Origin of the sequence: Corallococcus sicarius (genome assembly GCF_003611735.1) — a bacterium.
GTDB lineage: Bacteria > Myxococcota > Myxococcia > Myxococcales > Myxococcaceae > Corallococcus > Corallococcus sicarius.
This window is the reverse complement of the sequence record NZ_RAWG01000060.1, coordinates 1-20,565: the sequence shown is the minus strand read 5'-3', so window position 1 is coordinate 20,565 and position 20,565 is coordinate 1. Positions and strand designations below refer to the sequence as shown.

At 70.1% G+C, this 20,565-nt stretch carries 20 protein-coding genes; 5 read left to right on the top strand and 15 right to left on the bottom strand.

The window, feature by feature from the left end:
• Window positions 1-15: 15 nt before the first annotated feature.
• The 12 genes from accB to D7X12_RS12145 form a co-directional block, all read right to left on the bottom strand.
• The gene (accB, locus tag D7X12_RS12200; protein ID WP_120625444.1) at window positions 16-603 is read right to left on the bottom strand and encodes an acetyl-CoA carboxylase biotin carboxyl carrier protein; all 588 of its coding nucleotides are present in this window, start codon (window positions 601-603) and stop codon (window positions 16-18) included.
• 39 nt (window positions 604-642) lie between these two features.
• Window positions 643-1,224, bottom strand: a complete 582-nt coding sequence (gene efp, locus D7X12_RS12195) for an elongation factor P (RefSeq protein ID WP_120625443.1) — start codon at window positions 1,222-1,224, stop codon at window positions 643-645.
• 141 nt (window positions 1,225-1,365) lie between these two features.
• Entirely contained in the window at window positions 1,366-1,728 is a 363-nt protein-coding gene (locus tag D7X12_RS12190) for a roadblock/LC7 domain-containing protein (protein ID WP_120625442.1), read from the bottom strand.
• Window positions 1,729-1,761: 33 nt separating this feature from the next.
• Entirely contained in the window at window positions 1,762-2,424 is a 663-nt protein-coding gene (locus D7X12_RS12185; protein WP_120625441.1) for a hypothetical protein, read from the bottom strand.
• Between the two features lie 33 nt (window positions 2,425-2,457).
• Entirely contained in the window at window positions 2,458-5,280 is a 2,823-nt protein-coding gene (locus tag D7X12_RS12180; protein ID WP_120625440.1) for a type IV pilus secretin PilQ, read from the bottom strand.
• Window positions 5,281-5,340: 60 nt separating this feature from the next.
• On the bottom strand, window positions 5,341-5,901 hold the full coding sequence (locus tag D7X12_RS12175; RefSeq protein ID WP_167508997.1) for a pilus assembly protein PilP: 561 nt from the start codon (window positions 5,899-5,901) through the stop codon (window positions 5,341-5,343).
• Window positions 5,902-5,945: 44 nt separating this feature from the next.
• The gene (locus D7X12_RS12170) at window positions 5,946-6,530 is read right to left on the bottom strand and encodes a type IV pilus inner membrane component PilO (RefSeq protein WP_120625438.1); all 585 of its coding nucleotides are present in this window, start codon (window positions 6,528-6,530) and stop codon (window positions 5,946-5,948) included.
• 23 nt (window positions 6,531-6,553) lie between these two features.
• Window positions 6,554-7,234, bottom strand: coding sequence for a PilN domain-containing protein (locus D7X12_RS12165; RefSeq protein ID WP_120625437.1), 681 nt, complete (start codon window positions 7,232-7,234; stop codon window positions 6,554-6,556).
• A gap of 29 nt (window positions 7,235-7,263) precedes the next feature.
• Window positions 7,264-8,346, bottom strand: coding sequence for a type IV pilus assembly protein PilM (gene pilM, locus D7X12_RS12160; RefSeq protein WP_120610766.1), 1,083 nt, complete (start codon window positions 8,344-8,346; stop codon window positions 7,264-7,266).
• Window positions 8,347-8,589: 243 nt separating this feature from the next.
• Window positions 8,590-10,002, bottom strand: coding sequence for a sigma-54-dependent transcriptional regulator (locus D7X12_RS12155; protein ID WP_120625458.1), 1,413 nt, complete (start codon window positions 10,000-10,002; stop codon window positions 8,590-8,592).
• 42 nt (window positions 10,003-10,044) lie between these two features.
• Window positions 10,045-11,163 (bottom strand): sensor histidine kinase, encoded by a 1,119-nt coding sequence (locus tag D7X12_RS12150; RefSeq protein ID WP_120625436.1) that lies wholly within the window; start codon window positions 11,161-11,163, stop codon window positions 10,045-10,047.
• Window positions 11,164-11,188: 25 nt separating this feature from the next.
• Window positions 11,189-12,271 carry a prepilin peptidase gene (locus D7X12_RS12145; RefSeq protein WP_120625435.1) on the bottom strand — a complete coding sequence of 361 codons (1,083 nt, stop codon included), beginning with the start codon at window positions 12,269-12,271 and terminating at the stop codon, window positions 11,189-11,191.
• A 231-nt stretch (window positions 12,272-12,502) separates the two neighbouring features.
• On the opposite strand from D7X12_RS12145, the gene D7X12_RS12140 reads away from it, so the two are divergent.
• The 4 genes from D7X12_RS12140 to D7X12_RS12125 all read left to right on the top strand — a co-directional run bounded on the left by D7X12_RS12140 (window position 12,503) and on the right by D7X12_RS12125 (window position 15,849).
• Complete coding sequence (locus D7X12_RS12140; protein ID WP_120625434.1) at window positions 12,503-13,099, top strand: prepilin-type N-terminal cleavage/methylation domain-containing protein; 597 nt, start codon at window positions 12,503-12,505, stop codon at window positions 13,097-13,099.
• A gap of 106 nt (window positions 13,100-13,205) precedes the next feature.
• Window positions 13,206-14,108, top strand: a complete 903-nt coding sequence (locus D7X12_RS12135; RefSeq protein ID WP_120625433.1) for a tetratricopeptide repeat protein — start codon at window positions 13,206-13,208, stop codon at window positions 14,106-14,108.
• On the top strand, window positions 14,105-15,085 hold the full coding sequence (locus D7X12_RS12130) for an ABC transporter ATP-binding protein (protein WP_120625432.1): 981 nt from the start codon (window positions 14,105-14,107) through the stop codon (window positions 15,083-15,085). Before D7X12_RS12135 ends, D7X12_RS12130 begins: the two co-directional genes overlap by 4 nt.
• Window positions 15,082-15,849 (top strand): ABC transporter permease, encoded by a 768-nt coding sequence (locus tag D7X12_RS12125; RefSeq protein ID WP_120625431.1) that lies wholly within the window; start codon window positions 15,082-15,084, stop codon window positions 15,847-15,849. The genes D7X12_RS12130 and D7X12_RS12125 overlap by 4 nt, the downstream gene beginning before the upstream one ends.
• Here the strand turns inward: D7X12_RS12125 and D7X12_RS12120 are convergent.
• A complete protein-coding gene (locus D7X12_RS12120; protein WP_147443618.1) occupies window positions 15,846-17,651 on the bottom strand; it encodes a tetratricopeptide repeat protein in 1,806 nt (601 codons plus the stop codon). The two genes, D7X12_RS12125 and D7X12_RS12120, sit on opposite strands and share 4 nt — an antisense overlap.
• 104 nt (window positions 17,652-17,755) lie before the next feature.
• Between D7X12_RS12120 and D7X12_RS12115 the strand changes: the two genes are divergently transcribed.
• Complete coding sequence (locus D7X12_RS12115) at window positions 17,756-18,865, top strand: glycosyltransferase family 4 protein (RefSeq protein WP_120625429.1); 1,110 nt, start codon at window positions 17,756-17,758, stop codon at window positions 18,863-18,865.
• 10 nt (window positions 18,866-18,875) lie between these two features.
• Here D7X12_RS12115 and D7X12_RS12110 read toward each other — a convergent pair whose 3' ends face one another.
• Entirely contained in the window at window positions 18,876-19,538 is a 663-nt protein-coding gene (locus D7X12_RS12110) for a class I SAM-dependent methyltransferase (protein WP_120625428.1), read from the bottom strand.
• Window positions 19,539-19,566: 28 nt separating this feature from the next.
• Window positions 19,567-20,565 (bottom strand): hypothetical protein (locus D7X12_RS12105; RefSeq protein ID WP_208718972.1); only part of this gene is annotated, 999 nt, incomplete at its 5' end.

The window sequence follows — 20,565 nt, the reverse complement described above, 5'->3', positions numbered from 1 at the left end:
ACGCGCACAGCGGGCTCAGGCCTGCTCGATGCGGAACAGCGCCTGGCCAAACTCCACCGGGCGACCGTTCTCCACGAGGACCTCGGCGATCCGGCCGGAGACCTCGGATTCGATTTCGTTCATCAACTTCATTGCTTCGACAATGCAGAGCACCTGCCCCTTGCGCACCATCGAGCCCACCTCCACGAACGGGGGCTGGTCCGGCGCGGGGGTCCGGTAGAACGTCCCCACGAAGGGGCTGGTCACCGAGTGACCCGGCTTCTCCGCCGGCTTCTCCGGGGCCGCCGGGGCGGCGGACACGGGTGCCGAGGGCGAGGATGCACGGGGCGAGGCGGACGCGGCGTAATCCACCGGCGGCGACACCGTCACGCCGGGCCCCGAGGAGCCGGTGTGGTGCACGATGGTGGTCTCCGGCGCGTGCCCGCGGCGGATGTAGAGCTTCTCCGGGCCCCGCGTCCACACCAGCCGGGTGACGTCCGAGGCCTCGAGGATCTCCACGATCTGCCGGAGGGCCTCCACGTCCAGGGACGTGGCTCCCGCGTCGCGTCCGGAGGACGTGCTCGCGGGCGCTGCCGCCCGGGTTGCCTTGCGCTTCGTTGCCATTGAGATCCCTCCCGGAGTCGCCAGGTGAAGGCCGCTGCCCTAGCCCGCGCTGGAGACGCGGGTGAGGTACTTGCCGCCTTCGCGCGTGTCGATCTTCAGCACGTCGCCCTCGTTGATGAACAGGGGCACGTTGATGGAGTAGCCGGTCTCCAGCGTGGCGGGCTTCAGCGCGCCGGACACCGTGTCGCCGCGCACGCCCGGGTCACACTTGATGACCTTGAGGTCCACGGAGTTCGGCAGCGTCACGGAGATGGCCTTGCCATTCCAGTAGAGCACCTCGACCTGGGTGTTCTCCTTCAGGAAGTTCTTCGACTCCCCGAGCGCGGCCGCGGTGATGAAGGTCTGCTCGTACGACTTCTTCTCCATGAAGTGGTACTCGTCGCCGGAGGCGTAGAGGAACTCCATGTCCTTCTGCTCGATGTCGGGGACGCCCACCTTGTCACCGGACTTCATGGTGGGCTCCAGCATGCGACCGCTGAGCAGGCTGCGAATCTTGGTCCGCACGAAGGCGGAGCCCTTGCCCGGCTTGACGTGCTGGAAGTACTCGATCACGAACGGCTCGCCGTCGATCTCGATCTTCAAGCCATTGCGGAACTCGGACGTATCGATAAAACCGGCCATGCGGACCGACTCCTTCGGACAGACGAAAACGATGAAAAGTCCGGGGTGTCTAGCCCATGCCCCCATTCCTGCAAAGGGGAAATCAGCGACAAGGTGCGTCGCCGGGCAGGCTCGACAAGCCCCTGCCCGGGCGGCCTTGCGCTACAGCTCCGCCTTCACGTTGGGCGCGGTGACGCGCAGCACGTAGCGGCCCTTGCCGAAGTTGCCGTCCGCGCGCATCGCCAGCACCAGGAAGTATTCCGGCGTCAACAGGCGCATCACGGTGAGCACCTTCTCGCTGTTGACGCTCACCTCCGTCACCGTCCCCGTCTTGAGGGATTCGGCGGCGTTGCGCAGCTGGGTCAGCAGGTTGGCGTACTCCACCCAGGTGCCCGTGACGTCCAGCTCCGTGGCCTCGTCCTTCTGGAACGTGTCCACGGAGATGCCGTCGAAGCCCATCACGCTGCACGCGAGGGCTCCGTCCACCTGGTTCACCACCGCTTCAAGGTGCGTGCGAAAGGACATGGTCTTCCCGGGAGGGTGGCTGGTGCCCGCGACTCAAGTGGGCAAGCAGGAGGGGTACGCCCCGTCCTGCCCGATGGCGCCGCACGGTGCATCGACCTCCGGCTCCTCCGCGGCTCCACAGGCAGGAATCGGCAGGGGCGTGTTCTCCACGTCGATGGCGTAGACGAACTCGTTGGACTCGAAGGCGGCGCCGCCCGAGGCGGCCTTGCCGGTGAACTGCAGGGTGACCTTCACCTGGACCGGCTCCCCGTTCGACGGCACGGCATCCCGCAGGGCGGAAGAGGACTCGGCGGTGAACAGGTTGATGAGCATCAGGTTCCCCTCGGAGGCGCCGTTGAGGCCCGCCGAGAAGGGCACGTCCTGGGAGGGGATGCTCGCGCCCGAGCTCACTTCGTAGGACAGCTTCAGCGTGTCCACGATGAGGGTGGCCTGCCCGCCCGAGGGGGGGGCCGGATCCAGGGGCACGCCACTCACCTCGATCGGGGTGTTGGCGTAGACGGAGTTGACGACGAGTCCCAGCCGGTAGCTGCGGGCATAGGCCAGGTTGAGCCCGCCCCTCGCGATGCCAATGCCATCCGTGGCGATCACACATTCAGCGTTCGGCTGCTTGGACTGGAGGATCTGGACGACGGGCGGACTTTCGGTGCACGCACACAGGCCCAGGGCCAGGGACGCCGCGACAAACAAGGGCTTCATTGGAATGAGTCTCCCAATCAGGGCGCGACGCCTCTAGAGGCTCTGCGCGATGGTCTGCCGGTTGAGGATGCGAGGCGTGATGAAGATGAGCAGTTCCTGACGCTCATCCGTCTCCGTGGTGCTCTTGAAGAAGAAGCCCAGCACGGGGATCTTCGACAGGAAGGGCACCGAGTCGCGCGAGGTGCTGCCCCGGCGCACGTAGATGCCGCCGATGACCGTGGTGTCCCCATCCTTCACCAGGACCTGGGTGTTGGCCTCCTTGCGCTGGATGGAGGGCTGGCCGTTGGCGCCGGTGTTGGACGGGTCCGGCTGGTTGTTCTGCGCCGCGATGGACATGAGGATGCTGCCGTCCTGGGTGATGTGCGGCGTGACTTCCAGCGACAGGCGCGCTTCGACGAAGGTGGTGTTCACGCCGCCCGCCGACGTCTGGCTGAACGGGATGGACAGACCCTGGCTGATGCGGGCCGTGTTGTTGTCCAGCGTGGTGACCTTGGGCGACGAGATGGTCTTCACCGTGCCCTCCGTCTCCGCCGCCGACAGGCGCAGGTTCAGCTGCAGCGCACCGCCCGCGGAGCCGAAGGCGAAGCCCATGGCGCCACCGAGGCCCTCGCCCACGGCCGCCGGCAGGTTGACCGCGAAGTTGGGGACCGCGGGGACACCCTGCGCGCCGCCCGGCGAACCGCCCGTGACGCCCACGGTGCTGGGGAAGATGAGGCCGGTGGGGTTGCCGGAGGCCTGCGACAGGCGCGCCTGACCGCCCCACTGCACGCCCAGCTGGCGGCTGAAGGTGGTGCTCGCCTCCACGATGCGGCTCTCGATGAGGACCTGCGGCGTCTGGGTGTCCAGGCTGCGCACCAGGGCGCGCGCCTTCTCCGTGTTGGAGCGGATGTCCTTGATGATGAGCACGTTGGTGCGCGTGTCCACCGTCACCGAGCCGCGTTCGCTGAGCACGTCCTTCACCCGCGACGACATCTCCGCGGCCACCGCGTAGTTCACCGGCACCAGGCTGACCAGCAGGTCCTCCTGCTGCATCAGGGACTTCTTGCGCTCCTGGCGCAGCCGCGCCTCCTCTTCCAGCGTCTTCAGCGGCGCGATGCGGATGATGTTGCCCACCTGCTCCTGGCCCAGCTGCTTGGTGCGCAGGATGAGATCCAACGCCTGGTCCCAGGGAACGTTGCGCAGGCGGATGGTCACGCGGCCGGCCACGTCGTCGGCGACGACGATGTTGCGCTTGGAGATCTCCGCGATGACGCGCAGCAGGTTCTGGATGTCGATGTCCTTGAACTCGAAGGACACGCGCTTGCCGCGGTAGCGCGCCTGCTGGGGCGCGCCTTCCGCCGCGTACGCCGGCGCCTCGGCCGTGAAGCCGGCGGTGCGCTGGGTGACGGCCACCTCCTCCGTCTTCACGCCCTGCACGTCCAGCCGCCAGCTCAGGCTGTTGGCACCCTGGGTGACGTTCTCCTCGATGGCGCCGTCCGCGGCGACCACCACGCGCACCTTGCGGCCCTCACCCTGCACGCTGAAGGCGCTGATCATCTTCACCGGCGTGTCGAGCGCGCTGGTGTCCAGGCTGCGCTCCAGCTTCTTGGGCAGCCGCGCGTTCTCCAGCGTCAGCACCGCGCTGCGCGGGTCCGGACGGTCCACCTTCCACACCGCCGCGCCGGACAGCTTGAGCTGGATGCGGCCGCCCGAGGGGCTCTCGTCGAAGGACAGGTCCTTGATCTCCACCGCCTGGGGCTGCGCGGGCGCCTGGGCCACGGCCGCCGCGGGCTGCGGCTTCACCGGGGCCGGCGGCTCCACGGGCAGGGGCTGCGGGCGCAGGGGTTCGGTCTCCGCCACCGCGTCGCGGGGCTGGCCGGGCTTGGGCTTGCGCGCCACCGCGGCGCCCAGCACCACCTCCAGGCCGCGCTCGGAGCGGTCCACGCGGTAGGCCGGCATGTCGCCCTTCGCGACGAGGACCAGGCGCACCTTGTCGTCGTGCGCGCCCACGCGCACGTCCTTCAGCAGGTTGCCCTTCACCTTGGGCGCCTTGGCGCTCAGGCCCACGCCGTAGACGTCCACGGCGAGCCGGGGGGGATCCACCAGCTCCAGGACCTCGTAGCGGGCGATGTCGCCGTCGGCGCCGACGCGCAGCGCGTCGCCATCCAGGGACAGGCGGGTGATGCGCTGCGCCGGGTGGGCCACCTCGCGCTCATCCGCCTCCGTGGCGACCACGTTCTCGCGGCCCGGCGTCTGGGACGGGGCGGACTTGGAGGAGGCACCCTCCTCCGGCACCAGGGCCACCATCGCTTCAACGACGGGAGCAGGCGCGGGCGCGGCCTTCACCGGCGCGGCGGCGGCCACCGGGGCGGGCGCGGCCTTCACCGGAGCTGCGGCGACGGCCACCGGCTCCGCGGGCTTCGGCGCGGCGGCGGGAGCCTGGGCGGTCGCGGCGGCGGGGGCCACCGGCGAGCCGTCCACGGAGATGACGACGCGGTTGCCCTCGGCGCGCACGTCGTACTGGGACGCCTGGTCGAGCGCCACCAGCACGCGGCCCACGCTGGCCCGCGCATCGGAGAACTGGGCGGCCACGACGCCGGACACGGGGCCCGTGCCGTCATGATGGCCCTTGATGCCGGTGGCATCCGCGGACGACAGGTCCACCACCAGCCGCTCCGGCCCACTGAGCCGGAAGACGGTGAAGGTGGGCGGCCGGGTCCCGGTCACCACGACCTGGGCACCGGCTCCCGTCCGGGACACCTGAAGGTCCCGCAGCGTATTCAGATCCGCGCCATACACCTTGGCGCTTGCAAGGACGACCGCCCATGCGGTCGCCATGATCCACTTGCCCCTCGTCACAGCGCTCTGCTCGAGCATGCGTCCCCTCAACAAGTTGGTAGCGGGCGACTGCACTGCCCGCGGGCGCGCCGTGGGGCGCTACTCCCAGTTCTTGCCCGTCATCAGGTTGTAGGCGGGGTCCTTTACGCCATCTGCCTTGAGCTGCAGGCTCACCGGATTGCTGATGAGCTCGCCCTTGGCACCCGTGAAAACCTCGGTGACGGTAACCGAGTCCCGGAGGATCTGGGTCACCTTGCCGCCCTGGCGCCCCACCCGGGTATTTCGCCGGACGATGTGGCCCCGGCCCAGCGGATCCTCGACCATCGCCAGCGGACTGGCGTCCCCGGTGACGACCGCCACCAGCTTGAGCTGGTCGAGGTCGAACACGCACAGGGGTTCATTGCATGCGCGTTCCGGTGCGTCACGCGCCACCGGGCCCAGCTCTTCCAGCGGACTCCTGAACGGATCCCGCTTGCCCACCGGGCTGTAGGTATAGACGAACGCTGGCAGCGCCGACGCTTCGGTCTTCGCTTCCACCGGTGCCGCCGCGGGGGCGGCCGGGGGTGGAGCGGGAGCCGGACTGGCCATGGGAGTCTCCTCACAGGCAGACAAGGTCAGCGCCAGCACCGCAGCAGTCATCGTGGACTTGAACGTCTTCATCCGCGTCATCCCTTGTCGCCCCAGTTGCCGGGCGGATCAAGTTTCTAGTTGTTCTTCGTCTCGATGAACCGGAACGTCGTCGCCAGGAAGCTGCTCTGGAGGACCACCTTCTCGTTCTTCAGCGTCGCGCCATCGAGCTTGATGTTGTTGACGTTCACGATGCGCCGCATGTTCGCCATCTCCTGCAGGAACATGGCGATCTCGTGGTAGTTGCCGCTCACCGTCATCCTGATGGGGATGCGCGCGAAGAACTCCGTGCCCTCGACGTACTCCCTGTCGGGCTCCACGCGGGAGATCTCCAGGCCGGACTTCTTGCCGATGTCGTTGATCTGCGCGAGCAGCTCCTCCATGTCGCGCCGCTCCGGCAGCTCCGTGAGGGCCTCCGCCAGCTTCTGCTCGAGCACGTCCATCTCACGACGGCGCTCGTTGAGGTTCTGGGCGATCTCGCTCTTCTCCGCGAGCTCCAGGTCGAGCGTCCTGCGCTCCGACGCGCGCCGGGCGATGTCCTCTTCCGTGGGCTGGATGACGAGGAAGAAGTTGGCGACGGTCAACAGGACGACGAGTGCCGCCAGGCCACCGAACTTCGCCGCCGGGGGGGCCTTCGCGAGCTGATCCAGGTACTTATCCATGACAGATGCTCCTTCGCCGCCAGCTAGATGGCGTAGTTGGCGGTGAGGGTGAGCTTGAATTCGACGAACGACGGGGCCCCCGCCGTACCGCTCTTGGTCTGCACGGCGTTGGTGAGCTCGATGTTGCCGAAGAAGGGCTTGATGTCCCCCGCGGAGAACTCCTCCACGAGCGCGGTCTCCGTGTTGAAGAGCTCCACGCGGGACGTCTTGCCGTCACGGCGCTGCTCCACCAGGCGTCCCATGCCCTTGGGCGTCCACACCATGCCGCCCAGGCCGCGCATCAGCTCCGCGACCTCGTCGTGGCTGACCGCGGAGCCGTTGATGGTGACGCTGTTGGACGCCTCCACGAAGTCCTTGAGCCAGACCTTCTTGGGCATGGCGGACGACAGCGCGTCCAGCATGCGCACCGGGCCGTTGCGGCCCTTGCGCAGCGTGTCCAGCACGGCGAGCTTCTTCTCCACCTCCGCCTTGCGGGCGTTGATGTTCTTCACCTCGCCAATGACCTTCTCCAGCTCCGCGATCTTCGCGCGCGTCTGGGCGATGCCCTGGTTGGCCCGCGTCAGGTCACCGTCGCGGTCCGAGTACCAGAGGTAGTTTCCAATGAGCGCGGCGATCAGGACCGCGGCGTAGAGGGCCAGGATCTGCCGGCCCATCTCCCGCTTCTTCACCGCCCGGACGGGCAGCAGGTTGATTCGAATCATCATGTGCGTCATCTCCTCGCGGCCAGAGCGGCTCAGCCCAGCTTGTCGCCCGGGCGCCGGAGCGCCAGTCCCACTGCCACCGCGGCCATGGGCGCCACGTCCATGATGAACGCGGGGTCGAACTTGCGGTTGTCCACTTCAATCTTCCGGAACGGGTTGAGGATCTCCACTGGCACGCCGGTCCGCGCCTCGATGGTCTTGAACAGGGCGGGGATCTTCGCGGTGCCGCCGGACAGGTAGACCTTGGTGAAGTTCGAGTCCGCGGCGGTGCCCGCGTAGAAGTCCAGCGAGCGCTGGATTTCGCCGGCCACCTGCTCCGCGACGCTGGACAGCACGCGCTCCACGTCCTGGGGCACCACGGCGTCCGCGTCCGCGCGGTTGCCGCCGATCTTCAGCGCCTCCGCCTCCTCGTAGGAGACGTTGAGCTGCTTCTGGATCTCTTCGGTGAACTGGTTGCCACCGATGGTCACGTCGCGGGTGAACACCGTCACGCCGTTGGCGATGATGTTGATGTTCACCACGGAGGCGCCGGCGTTGATGAGGACGACGGTCTCCTTCTCCGGCAGCTCGTAGTTCGTGGAGAACATGTTCTGGACGGCGAACGCGTCCACGTCCACGACCACCGGCGACAGCCCCGCTTCGGAGACCACGGTGGTGTAGTCGTTGATCATGTCCTTCTTGGCGGCCACCAGCAGCACGTCCATCTGACCGGTGGCGTCGTTGCCGCCGCCGTCGAGGATCTGCGTGTCGATGTTCACGTCCTTCACGTCGAAGGGGATGTACTGCTCCGCCTCCCACTGGATGCTCTCCTCGAGCTCTTCCTGGCTCATCCGGGGCATCTGGATCTTCTTGATGATGACCGAGTGTCCGGACACGCCGATGGCGACGTCCTTGCCCTTCACCTTCAGCTCCGACATCAATTCCTGGACGGCCTGGACGATGGCCGTGGAATTCATGAGGGCGCCGTCGACGATGGCTTCAGGAGGCAGCGGCTTCATTCCGAAGCTCTGCAGCGCGTAGCCCACTTCGCCCCGCTTGCGCTGCTCCTTGAGCATGATCATCTTGATCGAGGTCGACCCGATATCCAGCCCGAGTGCCAGTTTGCCCTTCGCCATGCGTAACCCCATCGGAGAGGCGGCCAGCGTAGCACCGGCCTATGCCCCCTCCTAAAAAGTGCCTGGCGCCCGGCCGCCCTTCGGACGGGGGAGCGCCGTATCGAACGACGACGACCGCGCCCCCGACGTACCACCGCGGAGGCCCGATTTTCCGGCCCCGGCCGCGTTCCGTCAAATGGCCGGGGTTGATTCCTGGAGGGTCGGGTCGCCAGGCGACCCCCTCCCCTGCCTTTGCGCTCCTTTTCAGCCGCGAAGCGCCTCCGCGTCAGGATCAATGCCGTACTCCTTGATCTTGTACAGAAGCGCTCGGTGACTGATGTCCAGCACCTCGGCGGCCCGGGTGCGGTTGCCCTTCGTACGGCGCAGCGCCGCGCGGATGTAGGACTCCTCCATCTCCCGGATGGCGCGCTTGAGCGACAGGTCGCCCCCGGCCTGTAGCGGCGCGGAGGTGCCCGCGGACACGGGTGCGGAAGCCGCCCACAGCTTCTCCGGCAGGCTGCCGGGATCGATGAGGGTGCCCTCGGCGAGGAGCACCGCGCGCTCCATGGCGTTCTCCAGCTCCCGCACGTTGCCCGGCCAGGCGTAGGCCGTCATCAGGGCCTCCGCCTCCGGGGAGAACCCCTCCACGGGCGGGTCGCGGTTGAGCTCGCGGTTGAAGCGGCCGAGGAAGGACCGGGCGAGCAGCGGGATGTCCTCGCGGCGCTCGCGCAGGGGCGGCAGGGTGAGGTTCACGACGTTGAGGCGGTAGTAGAGGTCCTCGCGGAACTCGCCCTTCTCCACGAGCTTGCCCAGGTCGCGCAGCGTGGCGGCCACCACGCGCACGTCCACGCGCTCCACGCGGCTTTCGCCCACGGGCCTGATTTCGCCCTCCTGCAGCACGCGCAGGAGCTTCACCTGCGCGCCCAGGGGCAGCTCGCCCACCTCGTCCAGGAAGAGCGTGCCGCCGTCGGCCTCCGCGAACAGGCCCCGGCGGGCGGTGCGCGCGTCGGTGAAGGCGCCCTTCGCGTGGCCGAACAGCTCGCTCTCCAGGAGGCCGTGGGGGATGGCGCCGCAGTTGACGGCCACGAAGGCCATGGCGGAGCGGCGGCTCTTGCCGTGCAGCTCGCGGGCGATGAGCTCCTTGCCGGTGCCGCTCTCCCCGGAGATGAGCACGGTGGTGTCCACCGGCGCCACGCGCGCCACCTGCTTGAGCACCGCCTGGAGCGCGGCGCTCTGCCCCAGGATGTGGCCCAGGGACGCGCCGGGGAGCTGCGCTTCGTGCAGGCGCCGGTTCTCGCGCAAGAGCCGCTCGCGCTCCTCCGCCTTGCGCAGGACGAAGACGATCTCCTCCGGCTTGAAGGGCTTCTGGACGAAGTCGTAGGCCCCCGCCTGCACCGCCTCCAGCGCCTGCTCCTGGGAGCCGTACGCGCTCATCACCACCACGGTGAGGCCCGGCTGCTCCGCGAGCGCCGCCTTCAGCACCGACAGCCCGTCGCGCTTCGGCATGCGCACGTCGCACAGGAGGACGTCGTAGGCGCGCGCGGACAGCTCGCGCAGGGCCTCCTCACCGTCGGCGACGGCGCGCACCTCGTAGCCCTTGTCGGTGAGCACCAGGGTGAGGATGTGACGGATGGACGGCTCGTCGTCGGCGACGAGGACGGTGCGGAAGAGGGGCATGGGCTTGGCGCCCATCATAGCCCTCTTCCGGACCCGGCCCCCTCAGGCTGCGGGGAGGGACAGCCGGAAGCACGCGCCACCGCCCGTGCCGTCGCGCGCGTCCAGCCGCCCGCCCATGCCCTGGGCCAGGTTGAGCGACACCGCGAGTCCCAGGCCCGTGCCCTGCCGCCCCTTGGTGGTGAAGAAGGGCTCGAAGAGGTGCGCGCGCACCTCCGGGGACAGGCCCGGACCGCTGTCCTCCACCTCCACGTAGAGGAGCGCGGCCTCCTGCCGGATGGAGACGCGCACCCGACCCTGTCCGCCCATGGCCTGGGCGGCGTTGAGCAGCAGGTTGATGAGGATCTGCGACAGGGGCCCGGGGTCCGCGCGGGCGAGCAGGCCGGGCGCCACGTCCAGCGTCACGTCCACGCCGTCCAGCTCCGGACCGGCGCGCACCAGGCGCACGCACGTCTCCACCACCTGCCCCACGTCCACCGGCCCGGGCTGGGCGCTGCCAGGGCGCCCCAGGTCCAGGAGCCCCCGCACGATGCGGTCGATGCGCTGCACCTCGTGGTCGATGCGCTCCAGGAAGTCCTTCACCTCCGGGCCCTCGGCCTTCATGCGCGCCAGGGAGAGGTAGCCCAGGATGCCCGCCAGCGGGTTGCCCACCTCGTGCGCCACGCCCGCGGCCAGCTTCCCCACCGTGGCCAGCCGCTCCGACGCGACCAGCTCCGTCTGCGCTCGCGCAAGCCGCGAGTTCGCCTCGCGCAGGGCCTCCAGCTGCGAGCGCGTGACGGCCTGCTCCTGGCGCAGGGCCTCCGCCATCCGCTGCAGCGCGCGCTGGATGCGCGACAGGAGGGGCCCCCCCTGCCCCGCCAACGGCACGTCCAGTTGCAGCCGGCCCAACTGCTCCACGGCGGCCTCGGTGGCGCGCAGCGGGCGGCCCACCGTGAGGTCCAGGACGATGTAGGCCAGCACCGTCAGCACCACGAGGTCCAACCCCAGCGCCAGGGGCAGGAAGGTGCGGATCCGCGCCAGCGCTTCCGCGTCCGGCGTCCCGGGCAGCGCCAGCCGGCGCGCCGCGTCCAGCAGGCGGATGAGCACCGGCTGCAGCGTCAGCCACGACATTCCCGTGGACAGCGAGCCCAGCAGGAAGGCCACGCTGGCGATGCGCCACTTCATCCGCGCACCGGCGGCGCCACGCCCCTCACCGCGTCCCCCCGAGCATCATCGCCACCTCCAACGGCAGCACGCGCGCGAGCCACGGCCCGAGCAGCATCACCTCCAGGCCCGCCAGCGCCAGCCAGGGACCGAAGGGGATGTTGGTGGGACCGGGGACCCACTCCTCCTCCTCGCCCGCCTCGTCCAGGGGGGCGTCCGGGATGGGCTGGAAGAGCAGGCACCAGGGCACCAGCACCACCCGCTTCCACAGGGGCAGTCCCGGCTTCGTGAAGTCCCACCTCATCGTGGACTCAGCTTCGGGCGCCTCCGCGTCGGCCGGTGTGGCGGGCGCCGCGGAGGGTCCGACCGGGGCGTCGGCTTCAGGGCCCGTGGGGGGCACCGACGTGGCCGGCTCCTGCGCTTCCGTGCGGGGGCCCGCCCTGCCCGTGAGGGCGAGCAGCGCTACGCCCACGATGGAGCCCTGCAGGGACGAGAAGAAGAGGATGCCCAAGAGCGAGTGCCAGCCCAGGAACGCGCCCAGGAGGGCGACGAGGAACTTGTCCCCGCCTCCCAGCGCCTCGCGCTTGAAGACGCGCCAGCCCACGTACTCCATCAAGCGGAAGGCGAGGAACCCCACCGCCGCGCCCAGCGCCGCGTGCAACACCGCGTCCCCGCCCCGGGGGATGGCCAGCAGCACCCCCGCCGCGATGCCCGGCAGCGTGAGCGAGAAGGGCAGGATCCAATGCTCCAGATCAATGAAGGTGAGCGGCACCAGCAGGAAGACGAGCACCAGCGCGGGCACCAGCGCGTACGTCCAGTCGAAGCGCTTGAGGCACGCGAGGAACAACAGCCCCGTGAGCAGCTCCACCAGGACGTAGCGCGGCGAGATGGGCATGCCGCAGCCGCGACACCGGCCGCGCAGCCCCAGCCACGACAACACCGGGATGTTCTCGTACCAGGAGAGCACATGCCCGCACTTCGGGCAGCGGGAGCCGGGCCGCACGATGCTCAGCCCTTCCGGCACGCGCGCGATGACGACGTTGAGGAAGGAGCCGATGCACAGGCCGAGGACGAACAGGAAGAGGATGAAGAGGGGCTCGGCCCAGCCCGGCGCGTAGGTGAACGTCACGGAACCCGCAATCCTACCTGTCGCTTCCGGGACTGGCGACTTCGCGTCGGAGGACGAAAACCGTCAGCGACAGTGACAAAAATTGGCAGGCCAGCGGCCGTGCCATCCCCGTGGCGGCATGCCCTCCCAGGGAATCCCGGCGGTTGGCCAAATGTTTGGGCTGGCACTCTTCGTGCTAAGAGTCTTCCCGTCGTTCAACCCCCCTCTGCCCACGCTGCGGAGTCCCAAAACATGATGAACCGTCTCTTCCGGAAGAAGGGTGGCTTCACCCTCATCGAGCTGATGATCGTGGTTGCCATCATCGGCATCCTCGCCGCCATCGCCATCCCGAACTTCATCCGCTTCCAGGCGAAGTCGAAGCAGTCCGAGGCGAAGACGAACCTGAAGGCCATCTTCACGGCCCAGAAGTCGTACTTCGGCGAGAAGGACAAGTACTCCTCCGACTTCACGGTCATCGGCTTTGATCCGGAGCCCGCGAACCGCTACAGCTACGGCCTGGTGGCGGGCTGCTCCGAGATCGCGGCCTCGAACGCCCGCACCAACGCGAACAAGGGCTGCATCGGCCAGGACTCGGCCAAGTTCCCCACGGCGCCTACCGCCGCGAACGCCATCTCCTCCCTGGGCGTGCAGCCCAGCGCCGCGGCCTGCCCCAGCTGCTTCTTCAGCGCGAACGCCATCGGCAACGTCGACAACGACGCGGCTGGCGACGTGTGGGGCATCACGGCCTCGCCCACGGGCGAGACGCTGGCCCTCAACTGCGGCATCGACACGACCCGGATCGCCGCCGGCGAGCCGGGCAACGCGTACAACGACGTGAGCTGCCAGTAAGCAGCCTCCGCCACCCCCCGCTTCCGTCCTGACGGGCGGAGTGGAGCATGGCAGAATCCCTGGGGCGCCCGGCATTTCGGGCGCCCCTTTTTCGTTGGATGAGGCCATGGACAAGCTGTACCTGCTGCGCTTCGTGCCGGGCCTGGTGCTGGTGGCGATCCTGTCCGCCCCGCCCCGTCCCGTGCACAGGCAGGGAGGCGGCGCCCTCCTGCCCCGCCCCGGCTTGTTGAAGACGCTCTTTCGCGCCCAGCTGGGGCTGGTCACCGACTACTTCTGGGTGCTGACGCTCAACCGCATCGGGAGCGCGGCGAGGCCCGAGGAGTACCGCACCGTGCATGACTACGCGGAGCTCGTCACGGACCTGGATCCGCACTTCCCCCAGCCGTACCTCTACGGTGGCATCACGATCCCGGTCCACCTGGGCAAGGGCGAGTACACCAACGTCGCGGAGTCCTCCGCCCTGTTGCGCAAGGGCATGCAGAACCTGCCCGACAACCAGCGGATCGCCTTCCAGCTCGCGTACAACCTGATGTTCTTCGAGAAGAAGTACAAGGAAGCGGCGGACATCATCCAGAAGCTGTCCCAGCGTCCCGACGCGCCACCGTGGTACGTGGCGCTCGCCACGCGCCTGTATGCGCAGTCCGGCGACTTCGACAGTGGCCTGTCGCTGAGCATGGCGCTGCGCGACGGTTCGGATGATCCGGAGACGCGCGAGTTCTACGAGGTGCGCGTGCGGGAGATCCTCCAGGAGCGCATGTTGCGCACGGTGGATGACGCCATCCAGCGCTACCGCGCCCGCGAAGGACACCTGCCAGCGTCCCTGCCCGTGCTGGTCGCGTCCGGCGACCTGCCCCGGCTCCCCGATGACCCGCTGGGGGGGCACCTGTACCTGGGCAAGGATGGCCGGGCGTACTCCGACGCCGTCCGCTTCCGCATGGAACTCATCACGGACGAGCGCGCCGAGGACGGTGAGCGCCTGGTCCCCACGCCCCAAGAGACCTCCCCATGACGAATCCCAGCCCTGACGCCCCGCCCATCCAGGCCCAGGGGCTCGCCAAGACGTACAAGGTGGGCTTCTGGTTCAACCGCACCGTGAGGGCCCTGCAGTCGCTGGACCTCCAGGTGGACTCCGGGCAGATCTACGGCCTGCTCGGGCCCAACGGCGCCGGCAAGTCCACGACCATCAAGATCCTGATGAACCTGGTGCGCCCCAGCGGCGGCACCGCGCGGCTGTTCGGCAAGCCGGTGGAGGACGCGGAGACGCGGCGGCTGGTGGGCTTCCTGCCGGAGAACCCCGCCCCGTACGAGTACCTCACGGGCCGGGAGTTCGTGACGCTGGCGGGCCAGCTCTCCGGCCTGAGCGGCCACGAGCTGGACGGACGCGTCACGGAGGTGATGGGCGCGGTGGAGATGGCGGGCGCGGAGAAGCTGCAGATCCGCCGCTACTCCAAGGGCATGGTGCAGCGCGTGGCGCTGGCCCAGGCGCTGGTGGGCCGCCCGAAGCTGCTCATCCTGGACGAGCCCACGAGCGGGTTGGATCCGCTGGGCCGCCGGCAGATGCGCGACCTCATCCTCGCGGAGCGGGACAAGGGCACCACGGTGCTGTTCTGCAGCCACATCATCCCGGACGTGGAGGCGCTGTGCGACCGGCTGGCCGTGCTGGTGGGCGGCCGACGGGTGCGCGAGGGCAGCGTGCAGGAGCTGGTGTCCGCGCAGGTGCCCACGGTGGAGATGGTGGTGGAGGGGATGAAGCCAGAGGACGTGCGGGGGCTGGGCATCCCGCTGGAGTCGGTGCAGGCGCTCGACGGACGCGTGATGTTGCAGGTGGCGGACGTGGACAGTCAGCGGCTGCTGGGCGGGGTGCTGGGCGCGGGCGGACGGGTGAACCGGATGCAGCCGGCGCGCTTCTCGCTGGAGCAGCTGTTCATGGACACGCTCAAGGAATCAGGCCGCGCGACCAGCGTGGGTGGGGAGATCAACACGTGAGCGCCTTCACGGCGATGATGTGGAATGGCTTTCGCGAGGCGCGCCGCAACCGGGTGACGGTGGTGGTGGGCGTGTTCGCCGCGGTGGTGCTGCTGTCGTCCACGCTGGTGACGGAGGTCACGGTCGCGACCTTCGACCGCGTGCTCACGGACTTCGGCCTGGGGATGATGAGCATCATCCTCGTCTTCCTCACCATCTTCCTGTCCAGCAGCCTGCTGAGCCGGGAGATTGAGCGGCGCACCATCTTCCTCGTGGTGAGCAAGCCCGTGTCCCGCCGGCAGTTCCTGCTGGCGCGGCTTGCGGGCACGATGCTGACGCTGGGCGTGCTGCTGGTGGCGATGACGCTCGTGTTCCTGAGTCAGCTGCTGCTCTTCGGCGCGACCATCACCCAGACGCAGCTGTTGGCGAGCGCGGGGCTGTGGTTCGAGCTGCTCATCATCAGCAGCGTGGGCATCCTGTTCTCCAGCTTCGCGGGGCCGGCGGTGTCCGCCATCGCGACCACGGGCATGTACTTCACCGGCCACCTGACGGGCGACCTGTACCAGCTCGCCAGCCGCTCGGAGAGCATCGCGGTGCGCTCGGTGGGCAAGGCCATCTACTACCTGCTGCCCAACCTGGAGCGGGTGAACTTCCGGCCGCAGGCCACGTACGCGCTGCCGGTGGATGCGTCCACGTTCCTCTCCGGCGTGGGCTACAGCCTGGCGTGGACGCTGGTGCTCACCACGCTGGCCATCTTCATCTTCGAGCGGCGGGACTTCCGCTAGGGCCCCCGGGCCGCGGCCTGCGCCGCGACCAGGGAGCGCCGGGCGGCTTCCAGACCGGGAGCCAGCCGCAGCGCTTCCTCCAAGGCGACCACCGCTTGCTCCGGGCGCCCGGCCTGCAGCAGCGTCCGCCCGAGCTCCAGGTGTGAGTCCACCCGCTTCGGGGCGCGGCGGAGCGCCTCGCGGAAGCGGAGGATGGCATCGTCGAGGCGGCCCTCCCTGCGGGACACGAGCCCCAGGTTGTGCCACGCCACGGGGTTGTCCGGCATCAGGCGCACGGTGCGCTCCAACGCCTGCCGCGCCTCCGCCAGCCGGTTCGACTTCGCGTACGCCACCGCCAGGTTGTTGTGGACGCGGAAGTGCGTCGGCAAGGCGCGGGCTGCGAGCTCCAGGTGGGGAATCGCTTCGTCCAGCCGTCCGGCGTTGAGGTGCACGTTGCCCAGGTTGGAGTGGATGACCGGCTGATCCACCACCGTCTCCTGGAGGTAGGTCCAGAACGTCAGGTTGTCATGCCACACCGGCACGTAGGCCAGCGTCAGCGTGGCACAGACGGCCAGCACGCCCCCGGACGCAAGCCCCATGGGCCGCGCGTGCTGGGGCCACCGCTCCAGCAGCGAGTGCAGGCCCAGGGCCACCAGCAGGACGAAGCCCACCGAGGCCAGGTACAGGTAGCGCTCGGCGTAGGCATCCACGCCGCGCACCTGGAGGGCGAGCGCTGGCGTCAGGGGCACCAGCAACCAGAGCCCGGCGGCCTGCGCGACCGCGTCTCCCCGACGCCAGGCCCACAGGGCCCCTGCCACAAGCACGGCGAGGAGCAGCGCGCCCAGCCACACGCGGACATCCAAGGGGGACGTCACCGGCCCGCCGGGCGACAGCAGGGCCAGGGGCGAGGGCCAGAAAAGCTTGCTCCCCAGGTCCGCGGGGAAGGCCAGCACGCCGCTCACGCGCGCCGCGCCCCCCGGGGCGTTGCTCGCGGGGAGCGCGCTGCCCAGGGCCGCCCAGCGCAGGCCGGCGTACACCGCGAAGCCGGGCAGGAGGAGCGCGTAGCGACGGACCTGCGCGCCCAGGCCGCCCCGCGCTTCAGCGGACGTCGTGGCGCGCTCCAGGGCCCACAGCAGCACGGGCAGGACGAGCGCCGTCTCCTTGAAGAGCAGCCCCCCCAACCACACCCCCGACGCCGCCAGGGCCCGGAGGGGCGAAGCGGGGGCCGGCAGCCACAGCCTCGCCGCCAGCAGCACCGCCAGCGCCATGCCCACGTCCATCGCGCCGCTCACCCACGCCACCGCCTCCGTGTGGACGGGGTGCAGCGCGAAGAGGAGCGCGCCGCCCAGGGCCGCCCAGGCAGCCGCGGCGTCGTCCGGGGCCGGGGTCGCCGCCCCACGCACCGCCCCGCGCCGCTGGGAGAGGCACGCACGCAGCACCTGGAGCACGAGCAGCGACACCGCCGCGTGCGCCAGCAGGAGCGCCAGGTGGTACGCCCAGGCCTGGAGCCCGAAGCCCTGCCGCAGCACGAACAGGAACACGTGCATCAGGGGCCGGTAGTAGTGGTGATGCGCGTCCTGCGCCGTGGCGGACTCCAGGAAGCCGAACAGCGACTGACCGAAGACCTCCCGCATCGCGGAGGGGGAGCGCAGCCACGGGTTCTCCACCACGAGCTGCACGTCGTCGTGGACGAAGCCGTTCGCGAGCGTGCCGGCGAACACGAGCGACGCGGCGAGCGCCACCAGCAGGGACTGGAGGCCAGGGCGCGGCGGGACGGGGAGCGGGGAGCGGGAGTCCATCACCTGGGAGCGGAAAACTAGCATGGGCCGTCCCGCGCCTCGCGGGTCCTCGCCGCCATGGTAGAGCTTGCGCGCACGGTCGCCCGCCCTGCCCGAAGCAGACGGGCTGCGCTTCAGGAGCACCTCCGATGCGAATCCTCGAGGTCTCGAACTTCATGCCCCCCCATCCCGGGGGCATCGAGGTCATGGTGGACACGCTGTTCCAGGGACTGCGCCAGCGGGGCCACGACGTGCGGTGGATCGCCGGTGCCACGCCCGCCGCCCCGGGCGTCAGCGGCCCCCAGGTGCGCGTGCCCGCCTGGAACTGGCTGGAGCGCAACCTCCACGTCCCCATGCCCGTCTGGGCACCCTCCGGATGGCGGCAACTGCACGCGCTCATCCGCGAGGTGGACGTCGTCCACGCGCACGACTGCCTCTACCTGTCCTCCAGCGTGGCGGCGGCGCTGTGCCGGGTGCACCGCAAGCCCCTGCTCATCACCCAGCACGTGGGCGAGGTGCCCTACGGCGGCGTGCTCGACACCGTGCAGGGCGTGGCCTACCGGACGCTGGGGCGCGCGGTGCTGACGTCCGCGGACGAGGTGGTGACGTACAGCCCGCACGTGCAGGCGTACTTCGCGCGGGTCGGGGTGCGCCGTCCGCTGCGCCTCATCCCCCTGGGCTTCGAGCCGCGCTTCCAGCCGCTGCCGGAGTCCGAGCGGCCGCGGGTCCGCGCGTCGTTCGGACTGCCGCCAACGGGGCCCCTGGTCCTCTTCGCCGCGCGGCTCGTGCCCAAGAAGGGCGTGGACCTGGTGATCCGGGTGCAACAGCGGCTGGCGGCCGAGGGCGTGCGGCTCGTCGTGGCGGGCGACGGGCCCCTGGCCCCGGACATCGCCGGCCTGCCCGGCACGCTGCACCTTCGCCAGGTGGAGCATGCGCGGATGCACGAACTCTACGCCGCCGCGGACGTGCTGCTGCTGCCCTCCCGGGGCGAGGGCCTGCCCCTCACGCTGCAGGAGGGCATGCTCACGGGCCTGCCCGCCGTGGTGTCGACGGATCCATCCTTCGTGGCGAATGTCGCCCAGGCGCCCGGCGTCACGCTGGTGGAAGGCGCGGACGCCCTGACGCAGGCCGTGCGCGACACGCTGGCCTCGCCGCCGCCCCGCGAGCACGTCGCGCGCTGGGGCCGCGAGCGCTGGGGCCTGGAGCGCTTCGTCACCGACTACGAGCGGACGCTGGAGGCCCTGACGCGCGGGGACTGACGCCCGGCACTCATGGCCGCTCGAACACCGCGCACGTGACCTCGAACGGACGCACCAGCCAGGGCCAGAGCCACTGGCCCACTCCGGCGCGCGGCACCACCTCCGCCCCGGCGCCCCGGCCCGGCCTCAGCAGCCGCTTCAGCGCACCGGGCAGGTCCGCCGCGACGAGGTGCCCCAGCGTTCCGCAGGGCACCACCTCTCCCGCGACCCGCCGCAGGTCCGGGAACAGCGCGGCCAGTTCGTCCACGGTGGGCCGGAACATCGTGTCGATGGGGTCCGGGTGCCAGGGGAAGGCGCGGGGCACCGTCACCAGCAGCACCCCTCCGGGAGCCACCAGCGAGGAGAGCCGCCGCGCGAACCCGGCGCGGTCCTCGACGTGCTCGAGCACGCTCGTGCAACACACCGACCTCACGCCCAGGGCCCCGATGCGCGCCAGGCACTCCGGGTCCACGAGGCTGCCCACCACGTCCACGCCCTCGTCCGGCTTCAGGTCCTGGTGGACGACGTGGCCGCCCTTGCGGCGCCATGGCGCGAAGAGGTCCCGGTCGATGTAGGGCTGCTGGACCTCGCGGAAGTAGCGCGTGGAGCTGCCCACGTTGAGCAGCGGAGAGACGCGTGCCACGTCCAGCGCCTGGAGCGCGCGGGAGAGCCACCGCGCTTCGGCCTTCAACATGGGGAACCTCGGCAGGGGCGACGGCGGCTCATGGCGACGGCGGGGGAAAGTCCGAGGGCCGCTCCGCCACCGCCGGGGGGAACTGCTCCTCCGTGGCCTCCTCGAGCGGGACGAGCCGCAGCTGGCAGTCCTTGCGCGACACCGTCAGCAGCAGGCCGGGGCGCTCGTAGCGCCGCGCGAACTCGCGGTCGCGCGCGAGGCTGACGTGGTTCACCCAGAGGACGTCCTCGTCCAGGTCGGGGCTGTTGTTCGGCCGGAGCAGCACGAAGTGCCGGGAGGGCGCCCCGCCACAGGCCGGAGCGAAGGGGCGCCCCGTGAAGATGACGGCCCGGCCGGACACCTCCCGCTCGACCAGCTCCGTGGGCCCGCGGATGTCCCGCGCGAGCCGTAGCAGCGTTCCCCAGCGCGGCGGCAGGTACATCGCGGCGCAGACGACGAAGAGCCCCCCGACGGCGCCGGGCACCAGCCCCGGCCGCCCCAGCGCCCAGGCCCAGCGCCACAGCGTCCGCAGCCCGTCCGTCGTCAGCAGGACCAGGGGCAGCATCGCCTCCGCGTAGTGCACCGGCCCGAAGGTGTCGATGCCCGCGTCGGCCAGCGGCAGGTGCACCACCCAGAGGCCGGCGAGGCTCGCCGCGAGCCACCGCGCGGGCGCGCTCCGTGCCAGGCACGCGAGCAGGAGGCCCAGGGGCCAGCCGAAGGCATCCACGTTCAGGCGGAACAACGCCATCACCGCGCGGCCCACGGCGAGCAGCGGGCTGCGGTCCACGAAGAAGTACAGGAAGCCCTCGCCCTTCGTGTACTCGGGCGCGAAGAAGAAGTAGCGGAAGTCGTTGTCCCGCGCGTACCGGATCGCCGCGTGGTAGCCCGTCACCCAGGGCGAGCCCGTCTGGGCCTGGTTGCACGCGAGGAACAGCGCCGCGAGCGGCAGCGCCACCCCCACGAAGGCCAGCGCCTGCGTGAGCGCGGCCCGCCGCCCCTGGCCCTGCCTCTTATACACATCTCCGAGCCCACGAGCCCGGACCCTCAC

What these genes read in the sequence shown, in the direction of transcription:
- accB (WP_120625444.1), bottom strand. Translation starts at nt 603, where the DNA reads ATGGCAACGAAGCGCAAGGCAACCCGGGCGGCAGCGCCCGCGAGCACG.
- efp (WP_120625443.1), bottom strand. Translation starts at nt 1,224, where the DNA reads ATGGCCGGTTTTATCGATACGTCCGAGTTCCGCAATGGCTTGAAGATC.
- D7X12_RS12190 (WP_120625442.1), bottom strand. Translation starts at nt 1,728, where the DNA reads ATGTCCTTTCGCACGCACCTTGAAGCGGTGGTGAACCAGGTGGACGGA.
- D7X12_RS12185 (WP_120625441.1), bottom strand. Translation starts at nt 2,424, where the DNA reads ATGAAGCCCTTGTTTGTCGCGGCGTCCCTGGCCCTGGGCCTGTGTGCG.
- D7X12_RS12180 (WP_120625440.1), bottom strand. Translation starts at nt 5,280, where the DNA reads ATGCTCGAGCAGAGCGCTGTGACGAGGGGCAAGTGGATCATGGCGACC.
- D7X12_RS12175 (WP_167508997.1), bottom strand. Translation starts at nt 5,901, where the DNA reads ATGAAGACGTTCAAGTCCACGATGACTGCTGCGGTGCTGGCGCTGACC.
- D7X12_RS12170 (WP_120625438.1), bottom strand. Translation starts at nt 6,530, where the DNA reads ATGGATAAGTACCTGGATCAGCTCGCGAAGGCCCCCCCGGCGGCGAAG.
- D7X12_RS12165 (WP_120625437.1), bottom strand. Translation starts at nt 7,234, where the DNA reads ATGATGATTCGAATCAACCTGCTGCCCGTCCGGGCGGTGAAGAAGCGG.
- pilM (WP_120610766.1), bottom strand. Translation starts at nt 8,346, where the DNA reads ATGGCGAAGGGCAAACTGGCACTCGGGCTGGATATCGGGTCGACCTCG.
- D7X12_RS12155 (WP_120625458.1), bottom strand. Translation starts at nt 10,002, where the DNA reads ATGCCCCTCTTCCGCACCGTCCTCGTCGCCGACGACGAGCCGTCCATC.
- D7X12_RS12150 (WP_120625436.1), bottom strand. Translation starts at nt 11,163, where the DNA reads ATGAAGTGGCGCATCGCCAGCGTGGCCTTCCTGCTGGGCTCGCTGTCC.
- D7X12_RS12140 (WP_120625434.1), top strand. Translation starts at nt 12,503, where the DNA reads ATGATGAACCGTCTCTTCCGGAAGAAGGGTGGCTTCACCCTCATCGAG.
- D7X12_RS12135 (WP_120625433.1), top strand. Translation starts at nt 13,206, where the DNA reads ATGGACAAGCTGTACCTGCTGCGCTTCGTGCCGGGCCTGGTGCTGGTG.
- D7X12_RS12130 (WP_120625432.1), top strand. Translation starts at nt 14,105, where the DNA reads ATGACGAATCCCAGCCCTGACGCCCCGCCCATCCAGGCCCAGGGGCTC.
- D7X12_RS12120 (WP_147443618.1), bottom strand. Translation starts at nt 17,651, where the DNA reads ATGCTAGTTTTCCGCTCCCAGGTGATGGACTCCCGCTCCCCGCTCCCC.
- D7X12_RS12115 (WP_120625429.1), top strand. Translation starts at nt 17,756, where the DNA reads ATGCGAATCCTCGAGGTCTCGAACTTCATGCCCCCCCATCCCGGGGGC.
- D7X12_RS12110 (WP_120625428.1), bottom strand. Translation starts at nt 19,538, where the DNA reads ATGTTGAAGGCCGAAGCGCGGTGGCTCTCCCGCGCGCTCCAGGCGCTG.